A 20,691-nucleotide genomic window follows, 5' to 3' on the forward strand; every position below is an offset into this window, starting at 1 on the left:
CCATGGTGCATCCCCGCGGCCCGCGACGGAAGTGCGCCCCGGGGACGCGCCCGGCCCGGTCGCGCCAATGTGCGCGTTTCGTGACAACCGGAACCCTGTGCGCACGGCCGTTCGTCCTTCCGGACGTACGACCGCGACAGGCGGTCGTGACGGAGGGCACGGAAGGCCGCGTCCATCGCCTAGGGTCAAGGGGCGGGGACGCAGCGCGAGCACGGCAGTGAGGGCAGTGGCATGGCACAGGCGTACATGACGGAAACGGGGAACGGCGGCTCGGACCCCGAGCCCTCCGCATCCCGCTTCCGGCGCCGTCTGACAGCGCTGCGCGGCGACCGTGGCATCTGGCGGCGCGGGCTGGTGCTGGCGGGCATCGCCCTGCTGACCTCGTTGATCATGATCTTCCACGCCGATCTGCCCAACGACGTCGGCAACCTGGGCAGCCTCACCGAGACCTTCCTGCCCTGGCTGGGGCTGGCCGTCCCGGTGCTCTTCGCCTGCGCCGTCTACCGCACGTCCGCGACCGCCCTGATCGCGATACTGCTGACGGCCGCGGTCTGGGCCAACATCTTCGGCGGCCTGGTCTTCGACAAGTCCGGCGCCGGCGGCAACCTCATGGTCGCCACCCACAACGTCGACGCCGACAACGCCGACCCGCAGGGCACCGCCGAATCCGTGGCGAAGTCCGGAGCCGACGTGCTGGCCCTGACCGAGCTCAAGTCCGGGGCCGTCCCCGTCTACGAGAAGGCGCTCGCCGACACGTACAAGTACCACGCGGTCGAGGGCACCGTCGGCGTGTGGAGCCGCTACCCGCTCACCTCCAGCCGGCCCGTCGACATCAAGATGGGCTGGGTCCGCGCCATGCGGGCCACGGTGACCACCCCCGTCGGCGACGTCGGCGTCTACGTCGCCCACCTGCCCTCGGTACGGGTCAAGCTCAAGGCCGGCTTCACCGCCAACCAGCGCGACAACAGCGCGGAGGCGCTCGGTGCCGCGCTCGCCGCCGAACCGCTGAAGAAGGTCATCCTGCTCGGCGACCTCAACGGCACCATGAACGACCGCGCCCTGTCCGAGGTCACCTCGCAGATGCGCTCCACGCAGGGCGCGGCGGGCGACGGATTCGGCTTCAGCTGGCCCGCCCAGTTCCCGATGGCCCGGATCGACCAGATCATGGTCCGCGGCATCACGCCGGAGGCCTCCTGGACCCTCCCGCGCACCGGCAGTGACCACCTCCCGATCGCGGCGCGGGTCACCGTCACGCGCTAGCCGCACCGACCCGCGGGGCGTGGCGCGGGTCGCCCCGGCCCCGCGGCCTCGGTCCGCGCGCCGGGGCCGGGAGCGGGTCTACGCCCGCTCCCGCCAGCCGTTGGTGATGGGCAGCCGGCGGTCCTTGCCGAAGCCCTTCGCCGAGATCTTCGTGCCCGGCGGGTACTGGCGCCGCTTGTACTCGGCGGTGTCCACCATCCGCAGGGTCCGGGCGACCAGCTCCGGATCGAAGCCGGCCGCGACGATCGACTCCAGGCCCTGGTCGCGGTCCACGTACCTCGCCAGGATCGCGTCGAGCACCGGGTAGTCCGGCAGCGAGTCCGTGTCCACCTGGCCCGGGCGCAGTTCGGCGCTCGGCGGCTTGTGGATCGAGTTCTCCGGGATCGGCGGGGTCTCGCCCCGTTCGGCGGCCCTGCGGTTGCGGTACCGGGCGAGCAGGAAGACGTCCGACTTGTAGACGTCCTTGATCGGGCCGTAGGCGCCCACGGAGTCGCCGTACAGGGTGGAGTAGCCGACGGCCAGCTCCGACTTGTTGCCCGGGGCCAGGACGATGTGGCCCTCCTGGTTGGAGAGGGCCATGAGCAGGGTGCCGCGCAGCCGCGACTGGAGGTTCTCCTCGGCGAGGCCGGTGAGGCCCAGCGACCCCATGTAGGCGTCGAACATCGGCTCGATCGACACGGTCCGGAAGTTCAGCCCGGTGCGCTCGGCCAGGTCGGCCGCGTCGCCCCGGGAGTGCTCCGAGGAGTACTTCGAGGGCATGGAGACGCCGTACACGTTCTGCGCGCCGATCGCGTCGCAGGCGACGGCGGCCACGAGCGCGGAGTCGATGCCGCCGGAGAGCCCGATCAGGACCGAGCGGAAGCCGTTCTTGCGGACGTACGCGCGCAGGCCCACGACCAGCGCGTCGTAGATCTCCTCGGCGTCGTCGAGGCGGTCCGCGTAGCCGCCGGCCACCACCGTCCCGTACGGTTCCACCGGCTCCTCGGAGAGGATCACGCGGTCGATGCGCAGACCGTCGTCGACCACGCCCTCGGGGGCGTCGGCGCGGGCCGCCGGCAGGTCGAGGTCGACGAGCACGCAGCCCTCGGAGAACTGCGGGGCGCGGGCGACGACCTCGCCGTCGGCGTCCACGACGACGGAGTCACCGTCGAAGACCAGCTCGTCCTGACCGCCGATCATGGCGAGGTAGGCCAGGGTGCAGCCGGCCTCCCGGGCCCGCCTGCGGACCAGGTCGAGGCGCAGGTCGTCCTTGTTGCGCTCGTAGGGCGAGGCGTTGATCGAGATCAGCAGCCCGGCCCCGGCGGCGCGGGTGGCCGGGACCCGGCCGCCGTCCTGCCAGAGGTCCTCGCAGATGGCCAGGGCCACGTCCACGCCCCGGACCCGCACGACCGGCTGGGTGTCGCCCGGCACGAAGTACCGGAACTCGTCGAACACGCCGTAGTTGGGCAGGTGGTGCTTGGCGAAGCGCAGGACGACCTCCCCGCGGTGCAGCACGGCCGCCGCGTTCTCCGGGGACCCGGCCGGCCGGCCGAGCCGGGGCACGGCCTTCTCGGTGCGGTCGAGGTAGCCGACGACGACCGGCAGGTCGCCGAGCCCCTCGGCGGCGAGGCGCTCGGCGAGGGCGCGGAGCGCGGCGCGGGAGGCCTCGACGAAGGAGCCGCGCAGCGCGAGGTCCTCGACGGGGTACCCGGTCAGCATCATTTCGGGGAAGGCCACCAGGTGGGCGCCCTGCTCCGCGGAGTGCCGGGTCCAGTGGACCACCGAGTCCGCGTTGGCCGCGATGTCGCCGACGTGCGAGTCGATCTGATTCAGGGCGAGGCGTAGTTGAGGCACGGGGCCCAGTCTAATCGTCTTTCTGACGCGATGTCCTGGGCCCCGCCGTTTCCCGGCGGCCGGTCGGGGTCGTCGGGGTCAGCCGGTCGGGATCAGCCGATCGGGCCGGCGTACTGCACGTCGTCGAGCAGGGTCCCCGCCGAGATGTCCGCCGTGACCTCCTTCGTCCCCTCGGGGACCTCGAACGCCACGATCCCGCTGGCCGTCGCGCCCGGCAGGATGCTGCCCTCGATCATCTTCGGCACGTCGCCGTCGAAGAAGAGCCGGGCCGTCATCCCCTTGTCGTCGCGGACGTTGGGCACCGCGTAGATCACCTCGTGCGGCTTGTCCGAGCCGTTGGTGATGGTGACCGTCATCGCGATGGCGTTGACCGCCTTCTCCTGGCCGTAGAGGCTCTTCGGCTTGTACTTCTTCGGCGCCGACAGGCTCACCTTGACGCCGTCGGGGTACGTGAAGGTCTCGCCGAACGGCAGCGCGCTGTCCACGCCCGGCACCTTGGCCGGCGGGGGAGCGGACGGGGACTGCCCGGGCCACGGCTCGTCCTCGGGGTCCGTCCCGCCGGGGTCGAGCTGCTCGTCGATGCTGCGGTCGACCCGGTCGGCCGCCGTGTCGACGACGTACGCGGTGAGGAAGAAGCCGCCGACCGAGGCGGCCAGGCCGAGCACGCCGAGGGAGGTGCCCACGACGGCCATCGCCTTGCGCGGGGCGCCGCGGGCGGCGCGGACCAGGGCGGCGATGCCCAGGCCGAGCCCGACGACCGCGAGGATCGTGCCGACCCAGAAGAAGAAGGGGACGAGGCCGAACAGCACGCCGCCGATCCCGAGCACCAGCGCGGCTACGGCCTGCCCGTTGCTCGGGGCGGGCGCGGGGTAGGCCGGGTAGCCGTACCCGTACCCGCCGCCTTCGCCACCGGCCGGGCCGTAGCCGGGACCCGGCTGCGCCCAGGGATTGCCGGGGACGTCCGGGGCACCGGCCCCCGGGCCGAAGCCCTGCGCCGCCGGGCCGCCGGGCGGGACCGGGACGGGCGGCGCGAACGGCGACGGGCCGGTCGGAGCGGCGGGCGCGCCGACCGGGGGCGCGGGGGAGGCCGGAGCCCCGGGGGCGCCGACGGCGGGCGTCTCGGCCGCGGGGGCGCCGGCCGGGGCGGCGTCGGCCGGGGGCGCGGACGCGGGCGGAGCGTCCGTCGGGGGCGCGGTCGGGGCGGGCGCCGCGGGGGCCGGGGTCTTGTCGAACGAGAGGGTCGGCGCGGGAGCCGGTACGGGGGCCGCCCCGGGTATGGACGTGCCGGCCGGCTCGGTCGGCGGGCCGGGCGGCGTGCTGGGCGGGTTGGGCGGGGTGGTCATACCGGCGGGCGGTCCTTCGGTCGCAGCTGTGGTGATCACCGCTAGAGTCCCACGCCCCCGCGGTGCGACAACCCGTTTTCCGTACGGCCGCGGCCCGGGCGCTCTCCGGCCGGAGCCGTCCGGTCCCGTCGGAGGCACCCGGGGCCGCCCTCGACCGCGGCCGCGGATGCGACCATCGTCCCCGTGACCGGATCCCGTAGGCCGACCAGTCCGCCGCCTCCCCCGAGGGTCATCCGGCTGGAATGGGGGCTGATGGAGGTCGAAGGCATCGCCCCCGGCAAGGACTTCGTCCTGTACCCGGGCGGCGGCCACGCGTGGGACCGGGCCGTGCACGGCACCCGCCACAGCCCCGGGATCCAGCCCGGGGACGTCCGGGAGCTCCTCGGGCGGGGCATCGGGGTGGTCGTCCTCGGTCTCGGCATGCAGCGGCGGCTGCACGTCGCGCCGACGGCCCTGGAACTGCTCCGGGAGGCCGGGGTGCGGGTGCACGCGGACGAGACGCGGGCGGCCGTCGGCATCTACCCCGCCGTGGCGGCCGGACCCCGGCCCGTGGGCGCCCTGTTCCACTCGACCTGCTGAGCCGGCCTGGCGACCCCGGTCTGCCGGGGCCGGCCTGCCGACCCCGGTCTGGCGGGGCCGAGCTGCCTGGGCCGAGCTGTCGGGGCGGCCGCCGAGGTCCGAGAGGGACGCGCGCTAGCGCCGGTAGCCGAGGACCGTCATCATCCCGGATTCCGAGTGGTAGACGTTGTGGCAGTGCAGCATCCACAGACCGGGGTTGTCGGCGTCGAACTCCACCGTCAGCCTGCCGCGCGGCAGGACGATCGCGGTGTCCTTGCGGGCCCCGCCCGCCGCCGAGCCGAGCGCGAAGGTGTGGCCGTGCAGGTGCAGCGGGTGCCACATCGCCGTCCGGTTCTCGAACTCCAGCCGGACCCGCTCGCCCGCCTGCACCGGACGCCGCTGGTCCGGGGTGTACGGCTGCCCGTCGAACGCCCAGTCGTACCGCGCCATGGAACCCGTCAGCCGCAGCCGCACCGTCCGGTCCGGCTCGCGCGCGGCCAGCGCGGCGGAACCGGCGGCCTTCAACGCCCCCGCCTGCAGCGGCGGCCCGTCCAGCTCGGCCGGGCGGGTGGCGGCGGTGGGCGCCGTGCCCGAGCCGGTGCGCAGCAGGGCGAGGGCGGACCCGCCCTTGCCCTCGGCCAGGGCGGTGAGCGGGAACACCCCGTCCAGGGCGGTCACCAGGACGTCGTACCGCTCGCCCATGCCCAGCAGGAGGGCGCCCGTCCGGGCGGTTTCGACGGGGAAGCCGTCGGTGTGGGTGACCGTCATCTCGTGGCCGCCGAGGGCGATCCGGAAGGCCGTCTCCCCGCCCGCGTTGATGATCCGCAGCCTGATCCGGTCGCCGGGCTGGGCCGTGAACACCGAGGGGTCGTCCGCCGTGCGGCCGTTGACCAGGTAGTACGGGTAGAGGACGTTGCCCGGCTCGTCGCCGAGGACGTCGCTCGTGTCGGCGGCCCGGCCGTGCGCGGGCGCGGGCGCGCCGGAGCGGCCCGTCCGCGGCCGACCCGGCTGGCCCGGATGGTGGCCGGGCGCGCCGGCGCCGCCGTTGCGGCCGCTCGCGCCCTTGCGGAGGTCGGCGAGGACGGCGTCCGGGGTGGAGCCGTCCACCCCGTCGAGCCAGTCGTCCAGGACCACCACCCATTCCTTGTCGTACGCCAGCGGCTCCTTCGGGTCCTCGACGACGAGCGGGGCGTAGAGGCCGCGGTCCTGCTGCACGCCGGTGTGGGGGTGGAACCAGTACGTGCCGGGCTGCGGGACGGCGAACCGGTACGGGAACGAGCCGCCCGGCGGGATCTCGCGCTGCGTCAGCCCGGGGACGCCGTCCATGTCGTTGCGCAGGGCGAGCCCGTGCCAGTGCAGGGAGGTGGCCTCGGGGAGGTTGTTGGCCAGGGTGAGCGCGAGGGTGCCGCCCGCGGTGGCCCGGACCTCCCGGCCCGGCAGCCGGTCCCCGTAGGCCCAGGAGCGGACGGTGCGGCCGCCGCCGAGGTCCAGCGGCGTGGCGGTCGCGGTGAGCTTCACCTCGGTGAGCGGCCCGGTCGCCGTGCGGGCCGCCTCGGCGGCCCGCACCTCCGGTCCGGCCGGATCGACGTACCCGTCGGTGCCGTCGGCGGGGGCGCCGGCGCGGGGCGCGCCGCCGTGGCCGTGGCCGTGCGCGGCTCCGGCGGCGGTGGCCGCGCCGCCGCCCCCGGCCGCGCCCGGGGCGGAGGGGCGGGCACAGGCGGACAGCAGGCCGGTGCCGGCGAGGACGGCGCCGCCGGCGGTGGCGAGCACGGCCCGCCGTGAGGACACCGGCAGGCCGGCCGGGACGGGGGCGGCGTCGGGGGTCGCGGGACGGGCGGGGCGGGAGCGCATGGGGGCACCTCGTGGGTCGGGCGGGGTGGGGTCGGCCGGACGACGGCCGGGGGACGGCTGCTGCGGGTGCGGGTGCGGGTGCGGGAGTGGGTGCGGCTGCGGGGAGTGGGGAGCGGGGAGTGGTGCGGGTCACCGTGTCGGAACGGGGTCCGTGGGGCCGGGGAGGCAACGGAGCGGGCCGCGCGGACGTCTTCCGTGACGCGGGACCCGGTCGGACGACCCTGGCGGGCCCGGTGACGGCGGCGACGCCGGGCGGCAGCCCGGCGGGCGGCAGCCGCGGCCGGGGCCGGGGGCGGTCCACCCGGCCCGCGCTTCATGATCGGGACCTTACCCCGGGTGGGTATCCGATCCTCGGACCGACTCCGCTTCCGCACCGGACGCCCGCACAGGATGAGTCACACCATGTCGCCACACGGCCCCCCGCCCCGGACCGCCTGGCCGGTCGCCCTGCTCATCGGCCTCGGCGCCGCCGCCTACACCGCGTGGGTGCTCGAAGTCGTCCTCTCCACGGGCCTCAATCCCATCGAGACCTATGTCAGCGAACTCGCCGCCCAGGACCAGCCGCTCGGCGGCCTCTTCCGGGCCACCGACTTCATCGCCGGGCTGCTCGTCTTCGCCGGCGGCCTGGTCGCGTTGGTGCGGCTGGTGCGGTACGCGCAGTCCCGACGGCCCTGGGCCGTCGTCGGCTGGGCCGCGATCACCCTCTTCGGGGCGGCCACCGCCACCGACGCCTGGCTGCCGCTCAGCTGTACGCCCACCGCCGACCCCGAGTGCGCCGCCCGGGAGACCGCCGGCCTCGTCCCCGCCACCCACCAGGCCCACGCCATCAGCAGCAGCCTCGCCATGTGCGGCGCCCTGGCGGGGATCGTCGCACTGACCGTCGCGGCGCGCCGCTACGGCTGGTTCGCGCCGCTGGCCCGCTACGGGCCCGCGCTCGTCGCCCTCGAACTGCTCGCCACCGCCTGGACCCTCACCGCCATCGCGATGTTCACCGCCGGGCGTGGGACCTGGGCCCTGGGCGCCGGGCAGCGGCTGCAGGTGCTGCTCGTCGCGCTCTGGCTGGGCCTGCTGGCGTACTCCGTCCACAAGGAGCGTCGCACGTGACCACCACCGGGCGGCTCGTGCGGGTGGACGGGGTCGCGCTGCACGTGCTCGTCGAGGGCCGCGGACCGGTCTGCGTGCTCGCCGCCGGTCTGGCCATGGCGTGGTTCGACTGGGACGAGGTGGCCGCGCGGCTCGTCGCGGCGGGCCGCACCGTCGTCCGCTTCGACCGCCCCGGGCACGGCCTCAGCGGCCCGGCCCGCACCCCGCCGACCGCCGCCGGCGAAGCGCACCGCATCGCGGCCCTGCTGGACGCGCTGGACCTGCCGGGCGCGGATGCGGCTCCGCGTACGGGCGCCGCTGCGGGAACGAGCCGGGACGCGGGCGCGGGCGCGCGGGCCGGGGGCGCGGCCGGTCCGGTCACCGTGGTCGGACACTCCCTGGCCGGTTTCCACGCCGAGGCCTTCGCCCGGCTCCACCCCGACCGCACCGCCGCCCTGGTGCTCGTCGACACCAGCGTGGAGGAGGCGCCCCGGACGGCCGTCCCCGCCGCCCTGCGCACCGCGGCCGCCCGCGCGCTCGGCCGCCTGCTGACCGCCGCGGGACTGCCGGCCGCGCTGGGGCCAGCCGCCCGGCGCGCGACCGTACGGCTGTCGCGGACCGGCGGCGGCGACCCGGCCCCGCGGGACCTCGTACGCCGCTGCTACCGCACCGGCCGGGTCTGGCGGGGCGCCCTGCTGGAGAACTCCCGCTACCCGGACACGGCCGCCGAGATGCAGGCCCTGCGCGCCGCGCTCCCGCTGGCCGCCCCCACGACCGTGATCGTCGGCCACGACGGCTCCGCGGGCCGCGCGGCCGCACGCTGGGCGGCCCGTCAGGCCGCCCTCGCCGACCGCCTCGGCGCCCGCTTCGAAGTGGCCCGGCCGTCCGGCCACCTGGTCATGCTGGACCGCCCGGACGACGTGGCCCGGGCGATCCTCCACGCGCGGAGCGCGGGACGCGGGGAGCGGCCCTGACGCACCGGCCCCCCCGCGCCCGTGCGTCGGGCGGAGGGGGCCGGTGCGCGTACGGGCGGTGCGCGTCACCCGCGAGGGGCCGCTCCGCGCTGCCTGAGCATGTCCGCCATCAGGGTGAGTTCGGACTGCTGCGCCGCCACCATCCCCTCGGCCAGCTCCCGCTCGACCGGGGTCGCGCACTGCTCCGCGCAGCCCCGGGCCATCGCGACGCCGCCCTTGTGGTGGTCGGTCATCAACTGGAGGTACAGCACCTCGGCCTCCCGGCCGGTGGCCGCGTCCAGCGCCGCGAGCTCCTCCTTCGTGGCCATGCCGGGCATCAGCGAGCCGGGCTTGGCCGTCTGGTGCCCTTCGTGGCCGGAGCGCCCGCCGCCCTCCGCGCCCATCCAGGACATCGGAGGCTCGCCCGCCACCACCTTGGGCAGCCCCCACAGGTCGAGCCAGCCGAGCAGCATGCCCCGCTGATTGGCCTGGGTGTTGGCGATGTCGTAGGCGAGGCTGCGGACCGCCTCGTCCTGCGTGCCGTCCCGGACGATGAACGACATCTCCACCGCCTGCTGGTGGTGCACCGCCATGTCCCGGGCGAAACCGGCGTCGGGGGAGTGCAGCGCCGGCGATCCGGCCCCCCGCGGCGCGCCCCCGCCCCCGCTCGCGGCGGCGACCGTGGCGGCCGCCGCGAACAGCAGCGCGAGCAGGACGGCGGTGCCGGCCACCCAGTACGTACGGGGCGTACGGCTCACTTCTCGGCCAGTCCGTTCGTGCAGGCCGCGCCCGGTTCGGGCGTCTGCGGGCCCTGCACGTACTTGGTGAAGAACTGCGCGACCCGGGGATCGTCGGCCTTCTCGACGGTCAGCTGCTTGCCCCACGCGCTGAGCATGATCGCGCCGGCCTGCTCCTTGACCGGGCTCATCAGCGTGTACGGGGTCTTGCCGACGGTCTCGGCGAGCTTGTCCACGTCGCCCTTGGCGGCCTTCTCGCCGTACGTCACCCAGACCGCGCCGTGCTCCAGCGAGTGGACGGCGTTCACCTCCGGGAGCGGGTTCTTGTAGACGTCGCCGTTGCAGTTCATCCAGCGGGGGCTGTGGTCACCGCCGACCGGCGGGGTCATCTCGTACTTGACGGGGGTCTCGACGTGGTTGCGTCCCAGGGTCTTGGCGTCCCAGGTCTGCTCTCCGTCGACCGGCGTCTTGCGCGCCGTCTCCGCCGCCTGCTCCTCGCGCTGCTGCGCCTCCCGCTGGTCGATCATCACCCAGGCGCCGAAACCGACCAGGCCGGCGACGATGACGGTGGAGACCGTGATCGCTATCGCCTTGTTGCGGCGGTCGCGCGCCTTGTCGGCCCGGCGCATCTCGGCTATGCGCGTCTGGCGGGAGTGGTGCTCCGAGGTCCTGTCGGACCGGTTGGGCTGGCTGGCCATGTGCCCTGGTTCCTTCTGCTGAGGGGGGTGGGGTGGTGGGACGCGAAACCGGACCCGTCAGGTCCGCAGCACCTGGAGGGCGTACGGGTCGGGGGCGCGCACCCGCGGCAGGGCCGGCCGGAGCGGTTTCGCCCCGGCCACGGCCGCACCGGCGGGCGGCGCACCGGCCGGAAGGACCACGGGGGGCGGCGGAACGGGCAGCACGACGGGCACCCCGTGCGCGAGCGGCGAGCAGCCGGGCAGGTCGTACGGCGACACGCAGACGGCGCGCACGGACCCCGGCGCGCCCGCCCGACCCCGCGCGTGGGCCTGGGCGGAGGCGTCCGGGTGGGCCTGGGCGGGGGCGTCCTCCGGGTGGGCCTGGGCGCTGCTCGCGGGACCGCTCCCCGCGCCGCTGCCGGGACCGCTCTCGTGGGCGGTGGCGGGGCGGCCGCACAGGAACAGCGTCCCGACCAGCAGCCCGAGGGCCGTCAGGAGGAGGGCGCGCCGAGGGGAGGGGCGTACGTGACGCCCTGCCCGCGTGTGCTCCCGGCCCCCCATGGGCGCAGATGGTAGTGCTCATGACGGGTCCATGGTCAGTGCGGGGGTGCCGCGGGCTTGGCGGTGTGCGTAATGTGGCGGAAACCACCGCTGGCGATACTGGGCCGGCACTTCTGTGCCCCCGGCTCCCGGGGCTGTGGTGCACAGGCCGTCTGAACTGCGAGGATGAAGGCATGGACAAGCAGCAGGAATTCGTCCTCCGGACGCTCGAGGAGCGCGACATCCGCTTCGTGCGCCTGTGGTTCACCGACGTACTGGGCTTCCTGAAGTCCGTCGCGGTCGCCCCGGCCGAGCTGGAGCAGGCTTTCGACGAGGGCATCGGCTTCGACGGCTCGGCGATCGAGGGCTTCGCCCGCGTCTACGAGTCCGACATGATCGCCAAGCCGGATCCCAGCACGTTCCAGATACTGCCGTGGCGCGCGGAGGCTCCCGGGACCGCCCGGATGTTCTGCGACATCCTGATGCCCGACGGCTCGCCGTCCTTCGCCGACCCCCGCTACGTCCTCAAGCGCATCCTCGCCAAGACCTCCGACCTCGGCTTCACGTTCTACACGCACCCCGAGATCGAGTTCTTCCTGCTGAAGGACAAGCCGCTCGACGGCTCCCGCCCGGTCCCGGCGGACAACTCGGGCTACTTCGACCACACCCCGCAGAACGTGGGCATGGACTTCCGCCGCCAGGCGATCACCATGCTCGAATCGATGGGCATCTCGGTGGAGTTCAGCCACCACGAGGGCGCCCCCGGCCAGCAGGAGATCGACCTCCGCTACGCCGACGCCCTGTCCACGGCCGACAACATCATGACGTTCCGCCTGGTCATGAAGCAGGTCGCCCTCGAACAGGGCGTCCAGGCCACCTTCATGCCCAAGCCGTTCTCGGAGTACCCGGGCTCGGGCATGCACACCCACCTCTCCCTCTTCGAGGGCGACCGCAACGCCTTCTACGAGTCGGGCGCCGAGTACCAGCTGTCCAAGGTCGGCCGCTCCTTCATCGCGGGACTCCTCAAGCACGCCGCCGAGACCGCCGCGGTCACCAACCAGTGGGTCAACTCCTACAAGCGCATCTGGGGCGGCTCCTCCCGCACGGCCGGCTCGGGCGGCGAGGCCCCCTCGTACATCTGCTGGGGCCACAACAACCGCTCGGCGCTGATCCGCGTCCCGATGTACAAGCCGGGCAAGACGGGCTCCTCCCGCGTCGAGGTCCGCTCCATCGACTCCGGCGCGAACCCCTACCTGACCTACGCCGTCCTCCTGGCGGCCGGCCTCAAGGGCATCGAGGAGGGCTACGAACTCCCGGCGGGCGCCGACGACGACGTCTGGGCCCTCTCGGACGCCGAACGCCGCGCGATGGGCATCGAGCCCCTGCCGCAGAACCTCGGCGAGGCCATCGCCCTGATGGAGCGCAGCGAACTGGTCGCCGAAACCCTCGGCGAGCACGTCTTCGACTTCTTCCTCCGCAACAAGAAGCAGGAGTGGGAGGAGTACCGCTCGGAGGTCACGGCCTTCGAGCTGCGCAAGAACCTGCCGGTGCTGTAGGCGCAGGCCCCCGCGCCCACCCGCCCGCGTGCGCACGTCCCGACCCTCCGGGCCTCCGGTCACCGACCGGCGGCCCGGAGGCCGGTTCAGGGGGGTGGGGCTATGCGTTGCCAGGGGGCCAGGTGGGCGTCCGGGGTGTCGGTCGACGAGGTGACGTAGAGGCGGGCGTCGAGGCCCAGGACGGCCAGGGAGACCAGGTCGGCGCCGGTCGTCGTCGAGGACGGGGCGCCGACGAACATCAGTGGCGAGCGCTGCCAGGGGCGGCCCGGGCCGAGGTCCGAGCCGAGTTGGCCGCCCGCCGCGCGGCCCGCCAGGACGTGCCCGCTCGCCGTGACCGAACCGAAGCCGCGCAGTCCGCCGAGGTCGGTGGGACCCGTGGCGCGCAGGTGGCCGCCGGTGGCGGTGAGGAGGGCGGTGCGGACGTTGCCCGAGCCCGGTTTGCGGAACCACAGCCGTACCCCGCCCTCGCGGCCCTCGGCCGTGAGGGGGAGCGTGGTGGCCGGGAGGCCGGTGGCGGTGGCCGGGCCCAGCGGGGCGCCCGGCCGGGGCTGCGTCCAGCCCGTCACCGTCTTCGAGGTGGTGGCGAGGACCATCCGGCGCCCGGCGGCGTCGGTCGCGGTCACCGGGGTGCCGTGCAGGTCGGAGCCGCCGTAGCGCTCCCAGGGCCCCCAGCCGCCGTCCGCGCGCTGCACGCGGCCGCGCAGGGTGGAGGCGCCGTCGCGGACGTACGCGGCCAGCCGCCCGGTGCCGTCGGCCGCCACGGCGGGCGCGCTGATGTCGGAGGTCCGGTCCGCGTCGGCGGCCTCCGGGGTGCCGAGGGAGCGCCAGGCGCCGAACCGGGCCGCGCCGGGGGCCTGCTGGACGGCGTGGACGACCTCGCGCCGGTAGTCCGCGGGCCGCGGGCCGAGGGTGGTGCGGGTGGCGAAGGCGGCGATGCGGCCGTCGGCGAGGGTGACGGCCGAGACCCCGGGGTCCATGCCGGTGCCGGGCAGCAGGACGGGGCCGGTCCACGCGCCGAGCAGGCCCGGGCGGTGCCAGACGGCGACCTGTCCGTCGAGCACCTTGAACGCCCACAGGCCGTGGCCGCGGTCGCCGGTCAGCCAGGACGTGCCGGTGCCGTCGGCGTAGTTGATCGAGTCCGTCCACCGGTTGCCGGCCGGGTGGTCGGCGACCTTGAGGTCCCCGCAGCCGGCCTCGCTGCCGCAGTGGTCCTGACGGTCCAGCCAGGCGTAGGTGTCCAGGACGTCGAGCTTGGCCCTGGCCTCCTCGGGGTCGAGGGCGCTGGGGAGGGAGCCGTTGAAGTAGCCGAGGTAGCTCTGCACGGCGAAGTGCGGGCGGTCGGTGACCTCCTTCGCGTAGGCCGCGGTGGCCAGTTGCACGAAACGGGCGCCGTAGAAGTGGTCCTGGTGGTCGGCGTACCGCCCGGTGCCGGGGAGCCGGCCCGGGGTCGGGTCCTGGGCGCGTACGGTGGTCGGCCGGTACCGCTCCAGGACGCCGACGAGGGTCCGTACGACCTGGTCCTTCGTGTACGTGAACGGCTGCTTGACCGGTGAGCCGGAGGCGAGGGCCGACTCCAGGCGGGGCACCCTGCCGTCCCACAGGCCGTGGAGGCTGTCGGGGCGGTCGGCGTAGACGTGGCCGGCCTCGCGCAGTTGCAGCCAGACCAGGTTGACCCGGGGGCGGGCGAGGAGGACGTCGAGCTCGGCGCGGCCGCCGCCGGCGGTCGGTACGACGGTACGGCGCCAGGCGCTGCCGCGGTCGCCGGTGGCCATCTGGGCGTAGGCGGCGCGGATGCCGTTCTGGCGGGCCTCGGCGTAGGCGGGCTTGTCGGGCCGGGCGGTGGACCTGCCGGCGGCGCCGGCGTTGATGCCGTCGGCCTCGCCGGAGGTGAGGTAGACGGAGGTGACGGGGTGGCCGGCGGAGAGGGAGTACCGCAGGTCGGGGTTCATGAAGTACAGGTCGTCGTCGGGGTGGGCGACGACCTGTAGCACCCGTCCCGGGTCGGGTACGTCGGCCGGGGCGGCGGGGGCGATGGCGCGGCCGTCGGGGGCGGCGGGGTGGGCCACGGCGTCGAGCGCGGCGTTCCCGCGGAGCACCAGCATGGTGCCGGCCGCGGTGGCCGCGCAGAAGACGACGGCCTTGACGAGCACCTCGCGCCGCCGCCGCCCCCGCCGGTCCGCCGCCGGGGCCGCGGGGGCGTCCGTGGGGCGGCCGTCCGTGGGCCGGGCCGCGGCGGGCCGGGCCGCGTTCCGACCTTCGGCCGCGTCCGCCCCGTCGGCCGCGTCCGCCCCCTCTGCCGCGCTCGCCCCGTCCCTCGCGTCCTCCCGCGGGCGCGGTCGCGGGCGCGGGAGGGGGCCCGGGGCCGGTGGGCGGGGGCGGGGGCGGGCGGGGGTGCGGTCACGCACGGGGGGTCCTCCTGGCCGGTCGGCGGAGAACAGGCCCCAGCACATGCCATAAGTCTTGGGATAATCCGATAAGCCGGTCCATGGTACGCGGCGGTGAGTCGAACGACTGCTCCGGCTAGGCTCACCCCAGGCCCGTCAGGGCAGTGGCGGCACCAACCCCGGGAGGCGGCGGGATGACGGTCCCGGGACGCAGGAGCAGCACCTTCATCCGGCTTCTCCGCAGCGGTTTCACCGACCCCTCGACCGCCGCGCGGCTGCTCGACGCCGACGCGCTGGCCGCCGTACGGTCCGATCCGGTGCTGCTCGACGCCCTCGGCGCGACCGCCGACCCCGACCTCGCCCTCCTCGGGCTCGTCCGGCTCGCCGAGGCGCAGAGCGCCGACGACCGGCCCGTGCTCCTCGACACCCTCGTCAGCGCCAAACCGCTGCGCGACCGCCTCCTGGGCGTGCTCGGTGCCTCCGAGGCCCTCGGCGACCACCTCGCCCGCCACCCCGGCGACTGGCGGTCGCTCGTCACCTACGAGGCCGCCGACCTCCACCCCGGCCTGCCCGAGTTCGAGCGGGGCCTGGCCGACGCGCACGACCCCGTCCGGCTGCGCGTCTCCTACCGCCGCTGCCTGCTGTCCATCGCCGCCCGCGACGTCTGCGGCACCACCGACGTCGCCCAGACCGCCGCCGAGCTGGCCGACCTCGCGACCGCCACCCTCCGCGCCGCCCTGCGCATCGCCACCGCCGCCGCCCCCCAGGACGCCGCGCAGTGCCGCCTCGCCGTCATCGCGATGGGCAAGTGCGGCGGCCACGAGCTCAACTACGTCTCCGACGTCGACGTGATCTTCGTCGGGGACGCCGCCAACGGCGCCGACGAGGCCAAGGCCGTCCAGGCCGCCACCCGCCTCGCCTCCCACCTCATGCGGATCTGCTCCGAGACCACCGTCGAGGGCACCATCTGGCCGGTCGACGCCAACCTCCGCCCCGAGGGCCGCAACGGCCCGCTCGTGCGGACCCTCGCCTCCCACCTGGCCTACTACCAGCGCTGGGCCAAGACCTGGGAGTTCCAGGCCCTGCTGAAGGCCCGCGCCGTCGCCGGGGACGTCGAGCTCGGCGCCGCGTACATCGAGGCCATAAGCCCCCTCGTCTGGCAGGCCGCCGAGCGCGAGAACTTCGTCGTCGACGTCCAGAAGATGCGCCGCCGCGTCGTCGACAACATCCCCGCCGCCCAGGTCGACCGCGAGCTCAAGCTCGGCCCCGGCGGCCTGCGCGACGTCGAGTTCGCCGTCCAGCTGCTCCAGCTCGTGCACGGCCGCAGCGACGCCACCCTGCACTCCGGCAGCACCCTCGACGCCCTGCACGCCCTGGCCGCCGGCGGCTACGTCGGCCGCGCCGACGCCGCGCAACTGGGCGACGCGTACCGCTTCCTGCGCGCCATGGAGCACCGCATCCAGCTCTACCGGCTGCGCCGCACCCACCTCGTCCCCCAGGACGAGGCCGACCTGCGGCGCCTCGGCCGCTCCATGGGCCTGCGCACCGAACCCGTGGCCGAGCTCAACAAGGCCTGGCGCCGGCACGCCTCCGTCGTCCGCCGCCTGCACGAGAAGCTGTTCTACCGGCCGCTGCTCGACGCCGTCGCCCAGCTCACCCCCGGCGAGACCCGGCTCTCGCCGCGCGCCGCGGGCCAGCGCCTGGAGGCCCTGGGCTACGCCGACCCGACCGCCGCCCTGCGCCACCTCGAAGCCCTCTCGTCCGGCGTCACCCGCAAGGCCGCCATCCAGCGCACGCTGCTGCCGGTCCTGCTGGGCTGGTTCGCCGACTCCGCCGACCCGGACGCCGGCCTGCTGAACTTCCGCAAGGTCTCCGACGCCCTCGGCAAGACCCCCTGGTACCTGCGGCTGCTGCGCGACGAGGGCGCCGCCGCCGAGAACCTCGCCCGCGTCCTGTCCGCCGGCCGGCTCGCCCCCGACCTGCTCATGCGCGCCCCCGAGGCCGTGGCCCTGCTCGGCGACCCCGAGGGGCTGCGCCCCCGTACGCACGAGGCCCTCGAACAGGAGGTGCTGGCCGCCGTCGGCCGCGCCCCCCACGCCGAAGCCGCCGTGGCCGCCGCCCGCGGGGTGCGCCGCCGCGAGCTCTTCCGCACCACCGCGGCCGACATCATCGGCTCCTACGGCACGGAGGACAGACCGGCCGAGGAGGACCACGGAGCCCTGGTCGACCGGGTCGGCGGCGCCGTCTCCGACCTCACCGCCGCCACCCTCGCCGGAGCGCTGCGCGCCGCCGTGGGGGACAACTGGGGCGACACCCTCCCCACCCGCTTCGCCGTCATCGGCGTCGGCCGCTTCGGCGGCCACGAGCTCGGCTACGGCTCCGACGCCGACGTGCTGTTCGTCCACGAGCCCCGCGCCGGCGTCGACGAGCAGGAGGCAGCCAAGGCCGCCCAGGCCGTCATCGCCGAGATGCGCAGACTGCTCCAGCTGCCCACCGCCGACCCGCCGCTGCTCATCGACGCCGACCTGCGCCCCGAGGGCCGCTCCGGCCCGCTGGTGCGCACGCTCGGCTCGTACGCCGCCTACTACCGCCGCTGGTCCCTGACCTGGGAGAGCCAGGCGCTGCTGCGGGCCCAGCCGGTCGCCGGCGACGCCGAGCTGGGCAGCCGCTTCATCGACCTGATCGACCCGCTGCGCTACCCGGTGGAGGGCCTCGGGGAGGACGCCGTACGGGAGATCCGCCGGCTCAAGGCCCGCATGGAGTCGGAGCGGCTGCCGCGCGGCGCCGATCCGACCCTGCACACCAAACTCGGCCGCGGCGGCCTCAGCGACGTCGAGTGGACCGTCCAGCTGATGCAGATGCGGCACGCGTGGGCGGAACCGGGCCTGCGCACCACCCGCACCCGCGAGGCCCTGGCCGCCGCCCACGCGGCCGGGCTGATCCCCACCGAGGAGGCGCAGATCCTCGACGAGGCCTGGGTGCTCGCCACCCGGGTCCGCAACGCCGTGATGCTGGTCCGCGGCCGTGCCGGGGACACCTTCCCGACGGAGGCGCGCGAGCTGGGGGCGGTCGGCCGCTACCTCGGCTACGCGGAGGGCACCGCCGGCGAGATGCTGGACGACTACCGGCGCACCACCCGGCGCGCCCGTGCGGTGGTGGACGAACTGTTCTACGGCTCCTAGCCCCCGCGCCGGGACCCGCCGCCCGTCCCCGGCCCGGCCTCCGTCCCCGGCCCGCCGCCGGCGTCCGCGTCCGCCGCCAGCAGGGTCCGGGCGTACGCGAGCTGCGCCGCCAGGGCCAGTTCGAAGGCGGCGTCGGCGCGCCCCTCGCCGACCGCGCCCAGGGCCCGCGCCGGCAGCGGGGTCCGCGCGGTCGGCTCCCACATGGCCTCGGGGGCGGCCAGGTCCAGCGCCGAGCCCAGGACCAGGTTCTCCAGCCCCGTGAGCAGCGGCATCACCCGCTCCACGGCGAACCCGGCCGCCAGCAGCAGCTCCACCGCGCGCTCGTACTGCGCGAGCACGCGGGGGGCCCGGACGGGCGTGGTCATCAGCAGCGGGATCGCCCGGGGGTGGGCGGCGAAGGCGGCCCGGTAGGAGCGCGCCCACTCCTCCAGGGCGCGGTCCCAGGGGGCCAGGCGCAAGGCGTCGTCGGTGATGCGCTCGCACACCTTCACGCCATCAACCGCTACGCGCTGGCCCTCTCCGAGGAGGGCGTGCTGCCCGCGGTCCTCGGCCGGGTCCACCCGCGCCACCGCTCCCCGTACCTCGCCGGACTCGCCCAGACCGTGCTCGGCGCCGTCATCGTGCTCGCCTTCGCCCTCGCCGGGGCCGACCCGTACCAGCAGCTCCTGCTGTGGGTGAACACCCCGGGCATGATCGCCCTCATGGCCCTGATGCTGCTCGCCGCCATCGCCGTACCGGTCTACTTCCGGCGCACCGCGCACCGGGAGGGCGTGTGGCGCACCCTGGTCGCGCCCTGCACCGCGGCCGTCCTGCTGGCCGTGGCGATCTGCCTGGTCGTCTCCGAGGTCGGCCTGTTCACCGCCGCCTCCGCCACCGTCGACACCGTCCTCGTCAGCCTCGTCCCCGCCGTGTTCCTCATCGGCCTCGCCCTCGCCCAGCGGCTCAAGACCCGCCGCCCCGAGGTGTACGCCCGCTTCGCCGAGGAACCGGCGCCGGCCGACCTCCCCGACCTCTCCGACCTCCCCGACACCGCGACCCAGACCACCACCACCACCGGCGCCGGAGCCGGTGCCCGTACCGCCCCGGCCCCCGCCCCCGCCCCCGAAGGAGAACACCCGCCGTGCCCGCTGCCGACACCGTCCTCACCGGAGCCCGCGTCCGCACCCTCGACCCCGAGCGCCCCGAAGCCCGTGCGGTAGCCGTCCGCGACGGCGAGATCACCGCCGTCGGCGACGAGCCCGACGTACGGGACTGGCGCGGCCCCGCCACCGAGGTCATCGACCTGCACGGTGCCACCCTCACCCCCGGCCTCACCGACGCCCACAGCCACCCGGTCTGGGGCATCGAGATGGCCACCGGCACCGACCTCTCCGCCGTCCGCGACCCGGACCAGCTGCGCGCCGCCCTGCGCGCGGCCGACCGCGGCCCCGGCGGCTGGATCCAGGGCTACGGCCTCGACCACAACGCCTTCGCCGGCCGGCCCGTCGACCGCTGCCTCGTCGAGGACGCCCTCGGCGGCGCCCCCGCCTTCCTGCGCCTCTACGACGGCCACTCCGCCCTCGCCTCCGGCGCGGCCCTCGCCGCCGCCGGCATCACCGGCCCCCGCGCCTTCGACCAGCGCTCGGAGATCGTCTGCGACGCCGACGGCCGACCCACCGGACACCTCGTCGAACACGCGGCGATGGACCTGGTCGGCGCCCTGGTCCCCAAGCCCTCCTCCGCCGAACGCCGCGCCCGCCTCCTCGAACTCCTCGGCGCCATGGCCGCCACCGGCCTCACCGGCGCCCACGTCATGGACCTCGGCGACGGGGACGTACCGGCCCTGCTGGCCGCCGTCGAGTACGGGGGGGACCTGCCGCTGCGGCTGAACCTGGCCCCCTGGTGCATGCCCGGCACCGGAGACGAGGAGCTGGCCGAGCTGATCGCGCTCCAGCGGACCGGCGGCCGCCACTGGCGGATCGGCGGAGTGAAGTTCTTCATGGACGGCACCGTCGAGGGCGGTACCGCCTGGCTGGAGCACGCCGACTGCCACGGCCAGGGCACCGACGCCTTCTGGCCCGATCCGCAGGCCTACGCCCGCGCCGTACGGGTCCTGGACGCGGCCGGGGTGCGCACCGCCACCCACGCCATCGGCGACGCGGCGGTCCGCCACGTCCTGGACACCGTGGCCGCGCTGGGCCCCGGGGCCCGGATGCGGCACCGGATCGAGCACATCGAGACCGTTCCCGACGACCAGCTGGGCCGCTTCGCGGAGCTCGGGGTGATCGCCTCGATGCAGCCCCCGCACACCGCCTACACCCGCGCCGACCACACCGACGAGTGGTCCAGGCGGCTGGGGGAGGAGCGGGCCGCGCACGCCTGGCGCTGCCGCGACCTGCGCGACGCGGGGGCGGTACTGGCACTCGGCTCGGACTGGCCCATCGCCCACTACGACGCCCGCCGCATCCTGACCACCGCCCGCAGTCCGCTCGGGGCGGCCTCGGCCGGGCCCGCGCTGACGGGGCTGATGGCGCTGGAGGGGCTCACTTCGCACGCCGCGCTCGCGGCCGGGGAGGAGCGGGTGGGGGGCACGATCGCTCCGGGGCACCGGGCGGACCTCACGGCCTTCACCGTCGACCCGGTCACCGCCGGGGTGGACGAACTGGCCGGGGCCCCGATCCGGCTCACCCTGTCCGGCGGTCGCATCACCCACCGCGAGGAGACGGTCTGACCCGGGGCCCTGCGTGCCGGGGCG

14 protein-coding genes and 2 pseudogenes are annotated in these 20,691 nt (G+C 75.5%); 8 read left to right on the forward strand and 8 right to left on the reverse strand.

Features of this window, described 5'->3' with window-relative positions:
• Positions 1 to 231 precede the first annotated feature (231 nt).
• On the forward strand, positions 232 to 1,260 hold the full coding sequence (locus CP968_RS23415) for an endonuclease/exonuclease/phosphatase family protein (protein ID WP_150519867.1): 1,029 nt from the start codon (positions 232 to 234) through the stop codon (positions 1,258 to 1,260).
• Positions 1,261 to 1,338: 78 nt separating this feature from the next.
• Here CP968_RS23415 and CP968_RS23420 read toward each other — a convergent pair whose 3' ends face one another.
• Both CP968_RS23420 and CP968_RS23425 read right to left on the reverse strand, forming a co-directional pair.
• Positions 1,339 to 3,093 carry an NAD+ synthase gene (locus tag CP968_RS23420; protein WP_150519868.1) on the reverse strand — a complete coding sequence of 585 codons (1,755 nt, stop codon included), beginning with the start codon at positions 3,091 to 3,093 and terminating at the stop codon, positions 1,339 to 1,341.
• Between the two features lie 92 nt (positions 3,094 to 3,185).
• Positions 3,186 to 4,436, reverse strand: a complete 1,251-nt coding sequence (locus CP968_RS23425) for a DUF4190 domain-containing protein (RefSeq protein WP_150519869.1) — start codon at positions 4,434 to 4,436, stop codon at positions 3,186 to 3,188.
• A gap of 183 nt (positions 4,437 to 4,619) precedes the next feature.
• Between CP968_RS23425 and CP968_RS23430 the strand changes: the two genes are divergently transcribed.
• Positions 4,620 to 5,015 carry an MTH938/NDUFAF3 family protein gene (locus tag CP968_RS23430; RefSeq protein WP_229886944.1) on the forward strand — a complete coding sequence of 132 codons (396 nt, stop codon included), beginning with the start codon at positions 4,620 to 4,622 and terminating at the stop codon, positions 5,013 to 5,015.
• Between the two features lie 114 nt (positions 5,016 to 5,129).
• On the opposite strand, the gene CP968_RS23435 is transcribed toward CP968_RS23430, so the two are convergent.
• Positions 5,130 to 6,845 carry a multicopper oxidase family protein gene (locus CP968_RS23435; protein WP_150519870.1) on the reverse strand — a complete coding sequence of 572 codons (1,716 nt, stop codon included), beginning with the start codon at positions 6,843 to 6,845 and terminating at the stop codon, positions 5,130 to 5,132.
• Positions 6,846 to 7,247: 402 nt separating this feature from the next.
• Between CP968_RS23435 and CP968_RS23440 the strand changes: the two genes are divergently transcribed.
• Complete coding sequence (locus CP968_RS23440; RefSeq protein WP_150519871.1) at positions 7,248 to 7,949, forward strand: DUF998 domain-containing protein; 702 nt, start codon at positions 7,248 to 7,250, stop codon at positions 7,947 to 7,949.
• A complete protein-coding gene (locus tag CP968_RS23445; protein ID WP_229886945.1) occupies positions 7,946 to 8,902 on the forward strand; it encodes an alpha/beta fold hydrolase in 957 nt (318 codons plus the stop codon). Before CP968_RS23440 ends, CP968_RS23445 begins: the two co-directional genes overlap by 4 nt.
• A gap of 65 nt (positions 8,903 to 8,967) precedes the next feature.
• On the opposite strand, the gene CP968_RS23450 is transcribed toward CP968_RS23445, so the two are convergent.
• The 3 genes from CP968_RS23450 to CP968_RS23460 are packed head-to-tail and all read right to left on the reverse strand — an operon-like array spanning position 8,968 to position 10,856.
• Positions 8,968 to 9,639 (reverse strand): DUF305 domain-containing protein, encoded by a 672-nt coding sequence (locus CP968_RS23450; RefSeq protein WP_150519872.1) that lies wholly within the window; start codon positions 9,637 to 9,639, stop codon positions 8,968 to 8,970.
• Complete coding sequence (locus CP968_RS23455; protein ID WP_150519873.1) at positions 9,636 to 10,316, reverse strand: DUF3105 domain-containing protein; 681 nt, start codon at positions 10,314 to 10,316, stop codon at positions 9,636 to 9,638. The genes CP968_RS23450 and CP968_RS23455 overlap by 4 nt, the downstream gene beginning before the upstream one ends.
• 57 nt (positions 10,317 to 10,373) lie before the next feature.
• Positions 10,374 to 10,856 carry a hypothetical protein gene (locus CP968_RS23460; protein WP_150519874.1) on the reverse strand — a complete coding sequence of 161 codons (483 nt, stop codon included), beginning with the start codon at positions 10,854 to 10,856 and terminating at the stop codon, positions 10,374 to 10,376.
• Between the two features lie 173 nt (positions 10,857 to 11,029).
• Between CP968_RS23460 and CP968_RS23465 the strand changes: the two genes are divergently transcribed.
• Positions 11,030 to 12,391 (forward strand): glutamine synthetase family protein, encoded by a 1,362-nt coding sequence (locus CP968_RS23465; RefSeq protein WP_150519875.1) that lies wholly within the window; start codon positions 11,030 to 11,032, stop codon positions 12,389 to 12,391.
• Positions 12,392 to 12,477: 86 nt separating this feature from the next.
• Here CP968_RS23465 and CP968_RS23470 read toward each other — a convergent pair whose 3' ends face one another.
• Positions 12,478 to 14,796 carry a PIG-L family deacetylase gene (locus CP968_RS23470; protein WP_229886946.1) on the reverse strand — a complete coding sequence of 773 codons (2,319 nt, stop codon included), beginning with the start codon at positions 14,794 to 14,796 and terminating at the stop codon, positions 12,478 to 12,480.
• Positions 14,797 to 14,969: 173 nt separating this feature from the next.
• Here CP968_RS23470 and CP968_RS23475 point away from each other — a divergent pair, with 173 nt between their 5' ends.
• Complete coding sequence (locus CP968_RS23475) at positions 14,970 to 17,957, forward strand: bifunctional [glutamine synthetase] adenylyltransferase/[glutamine synthetase]-adenylyl-L-tyrosine phosphorylase (RefSeq protein ID WP_150519876.1); 2,988 nt, start codon at positions 14,970 to 14,972, stop codon at positions 17,955 to 17,957.
• On the opposite strand, the pseudogene CP968_RS23480 reads toward CP968_RS23475, so the two are convergent.
• Positions 17,954 to 18,445 (reverse strand): annotated as a pseudogene (locus CP968_RS23480) (TetR/AcrR family transcriptional regulator C-terminal domain-containing protein); the annotation flags it as partial. The gene CP968_RS23475 and the pseudogene CP968_RS23480 sit on opposite strands and share 4 nt — an antisense overlap.
• Here CP968_RS23480 and CP968_RS23485 point away from each other — a divergent pair.
• Both CP968_RS23485 and CP968_RS23490 read left to right on the forward strand, forming a co-directional pair.
• Positions 18,434 to 19,156, forward strand: a pseudogene (locus tag CP968_RS23485) (amino acid permease); the annotation flags it as partial. The pseudogenes CP968_RS23480 and CP968_RS23485 overlap by 12 nt on opposite strands.
• Positions 19,078 to 20,667, forward strand: coding sequence for an amidohydrolase (locus tag CP968_RS23490; RefSeq protein WP_150519878.1), 1,590 nt, complete (start codon positions 19,078 to 19,080; stop codon positions 20,665 to 20,667). The pseudogene CP968_RS23485 and the gene CP968_RS23490, both read left to right, overlap by 79 nt.
• Positions 20,668 to 20,691 lie beyond the last annotated feature (24 nt).

The sequence above is a fragment of the Streptomyces subrutilus genome (assembly GCF_008704535.1).
GTDB classification, from domain to species: Bacteria; Actinomycetota; Actinomycetes; order Streptomycetales; family Streptomycetaceae; genus Streptomyces; species Streptomyces subrutilus.

Bases quoted from the DNA above. Each gene is read 5' to 3' on its own strand.
- CP968_RS23475 (WP_150519876.1), top strand. From the start codon at position 14,970: ATGACGGTCCCGGGACGCAGGAGCAGCACCTTCATCCGGCTTCTCCGC.
- CP968_RS23455 (WP_150519873.1), bottom strand. From the start codon at position 10,316: ATGGCCAGCCAGCCCAACCGGTCCGACAGGACCTCGGAGCACCACTCC.
- CP968_RS23425 (WP_150519869.1), bottom strand. From the start codon at position 4,436: ATGACCACCCCGCCCAACCCGCCCAGCACGCCGCCCGGCCCGCCGACC.
- CP968_RS23435 (WP_150519870.1), bottom strand. From the start codon at position 6,845: ATGCGCTCCCGCCCCGCCCGTCCCGCGACCCCCGACGCCGCCCCCGTC.
- CP968_RS23465 (WP_150519875.1), top strand. From the start codon at position 11,030: ATGGACAAGCAGCAGGAATTCGTCCTCCGGACGCTCGAGGAGCGCGAC.
- CP968_RS23415 (WP_150519867.1), top strand. From the start codon at position 232: ATGGCACAGGCGTACATGACGGAAACGGGGAACGGCGGCTCGGACCCC.
- CP968_RS23460 (WP_150519874.1), bottom strand. From the start codon at position 10,856: ATGGGGGGCCGGGAGCACACGCGGGCAGGGCGTCACGTACGCCCCTCC.
- CP968_RS23440 (WP_150519871.1), top strand. From the start codon at position 7,248: ATGTCGCCACACGGCCCCCCGCCCCGGACCGCCTGGCCGGTCGCCCTG.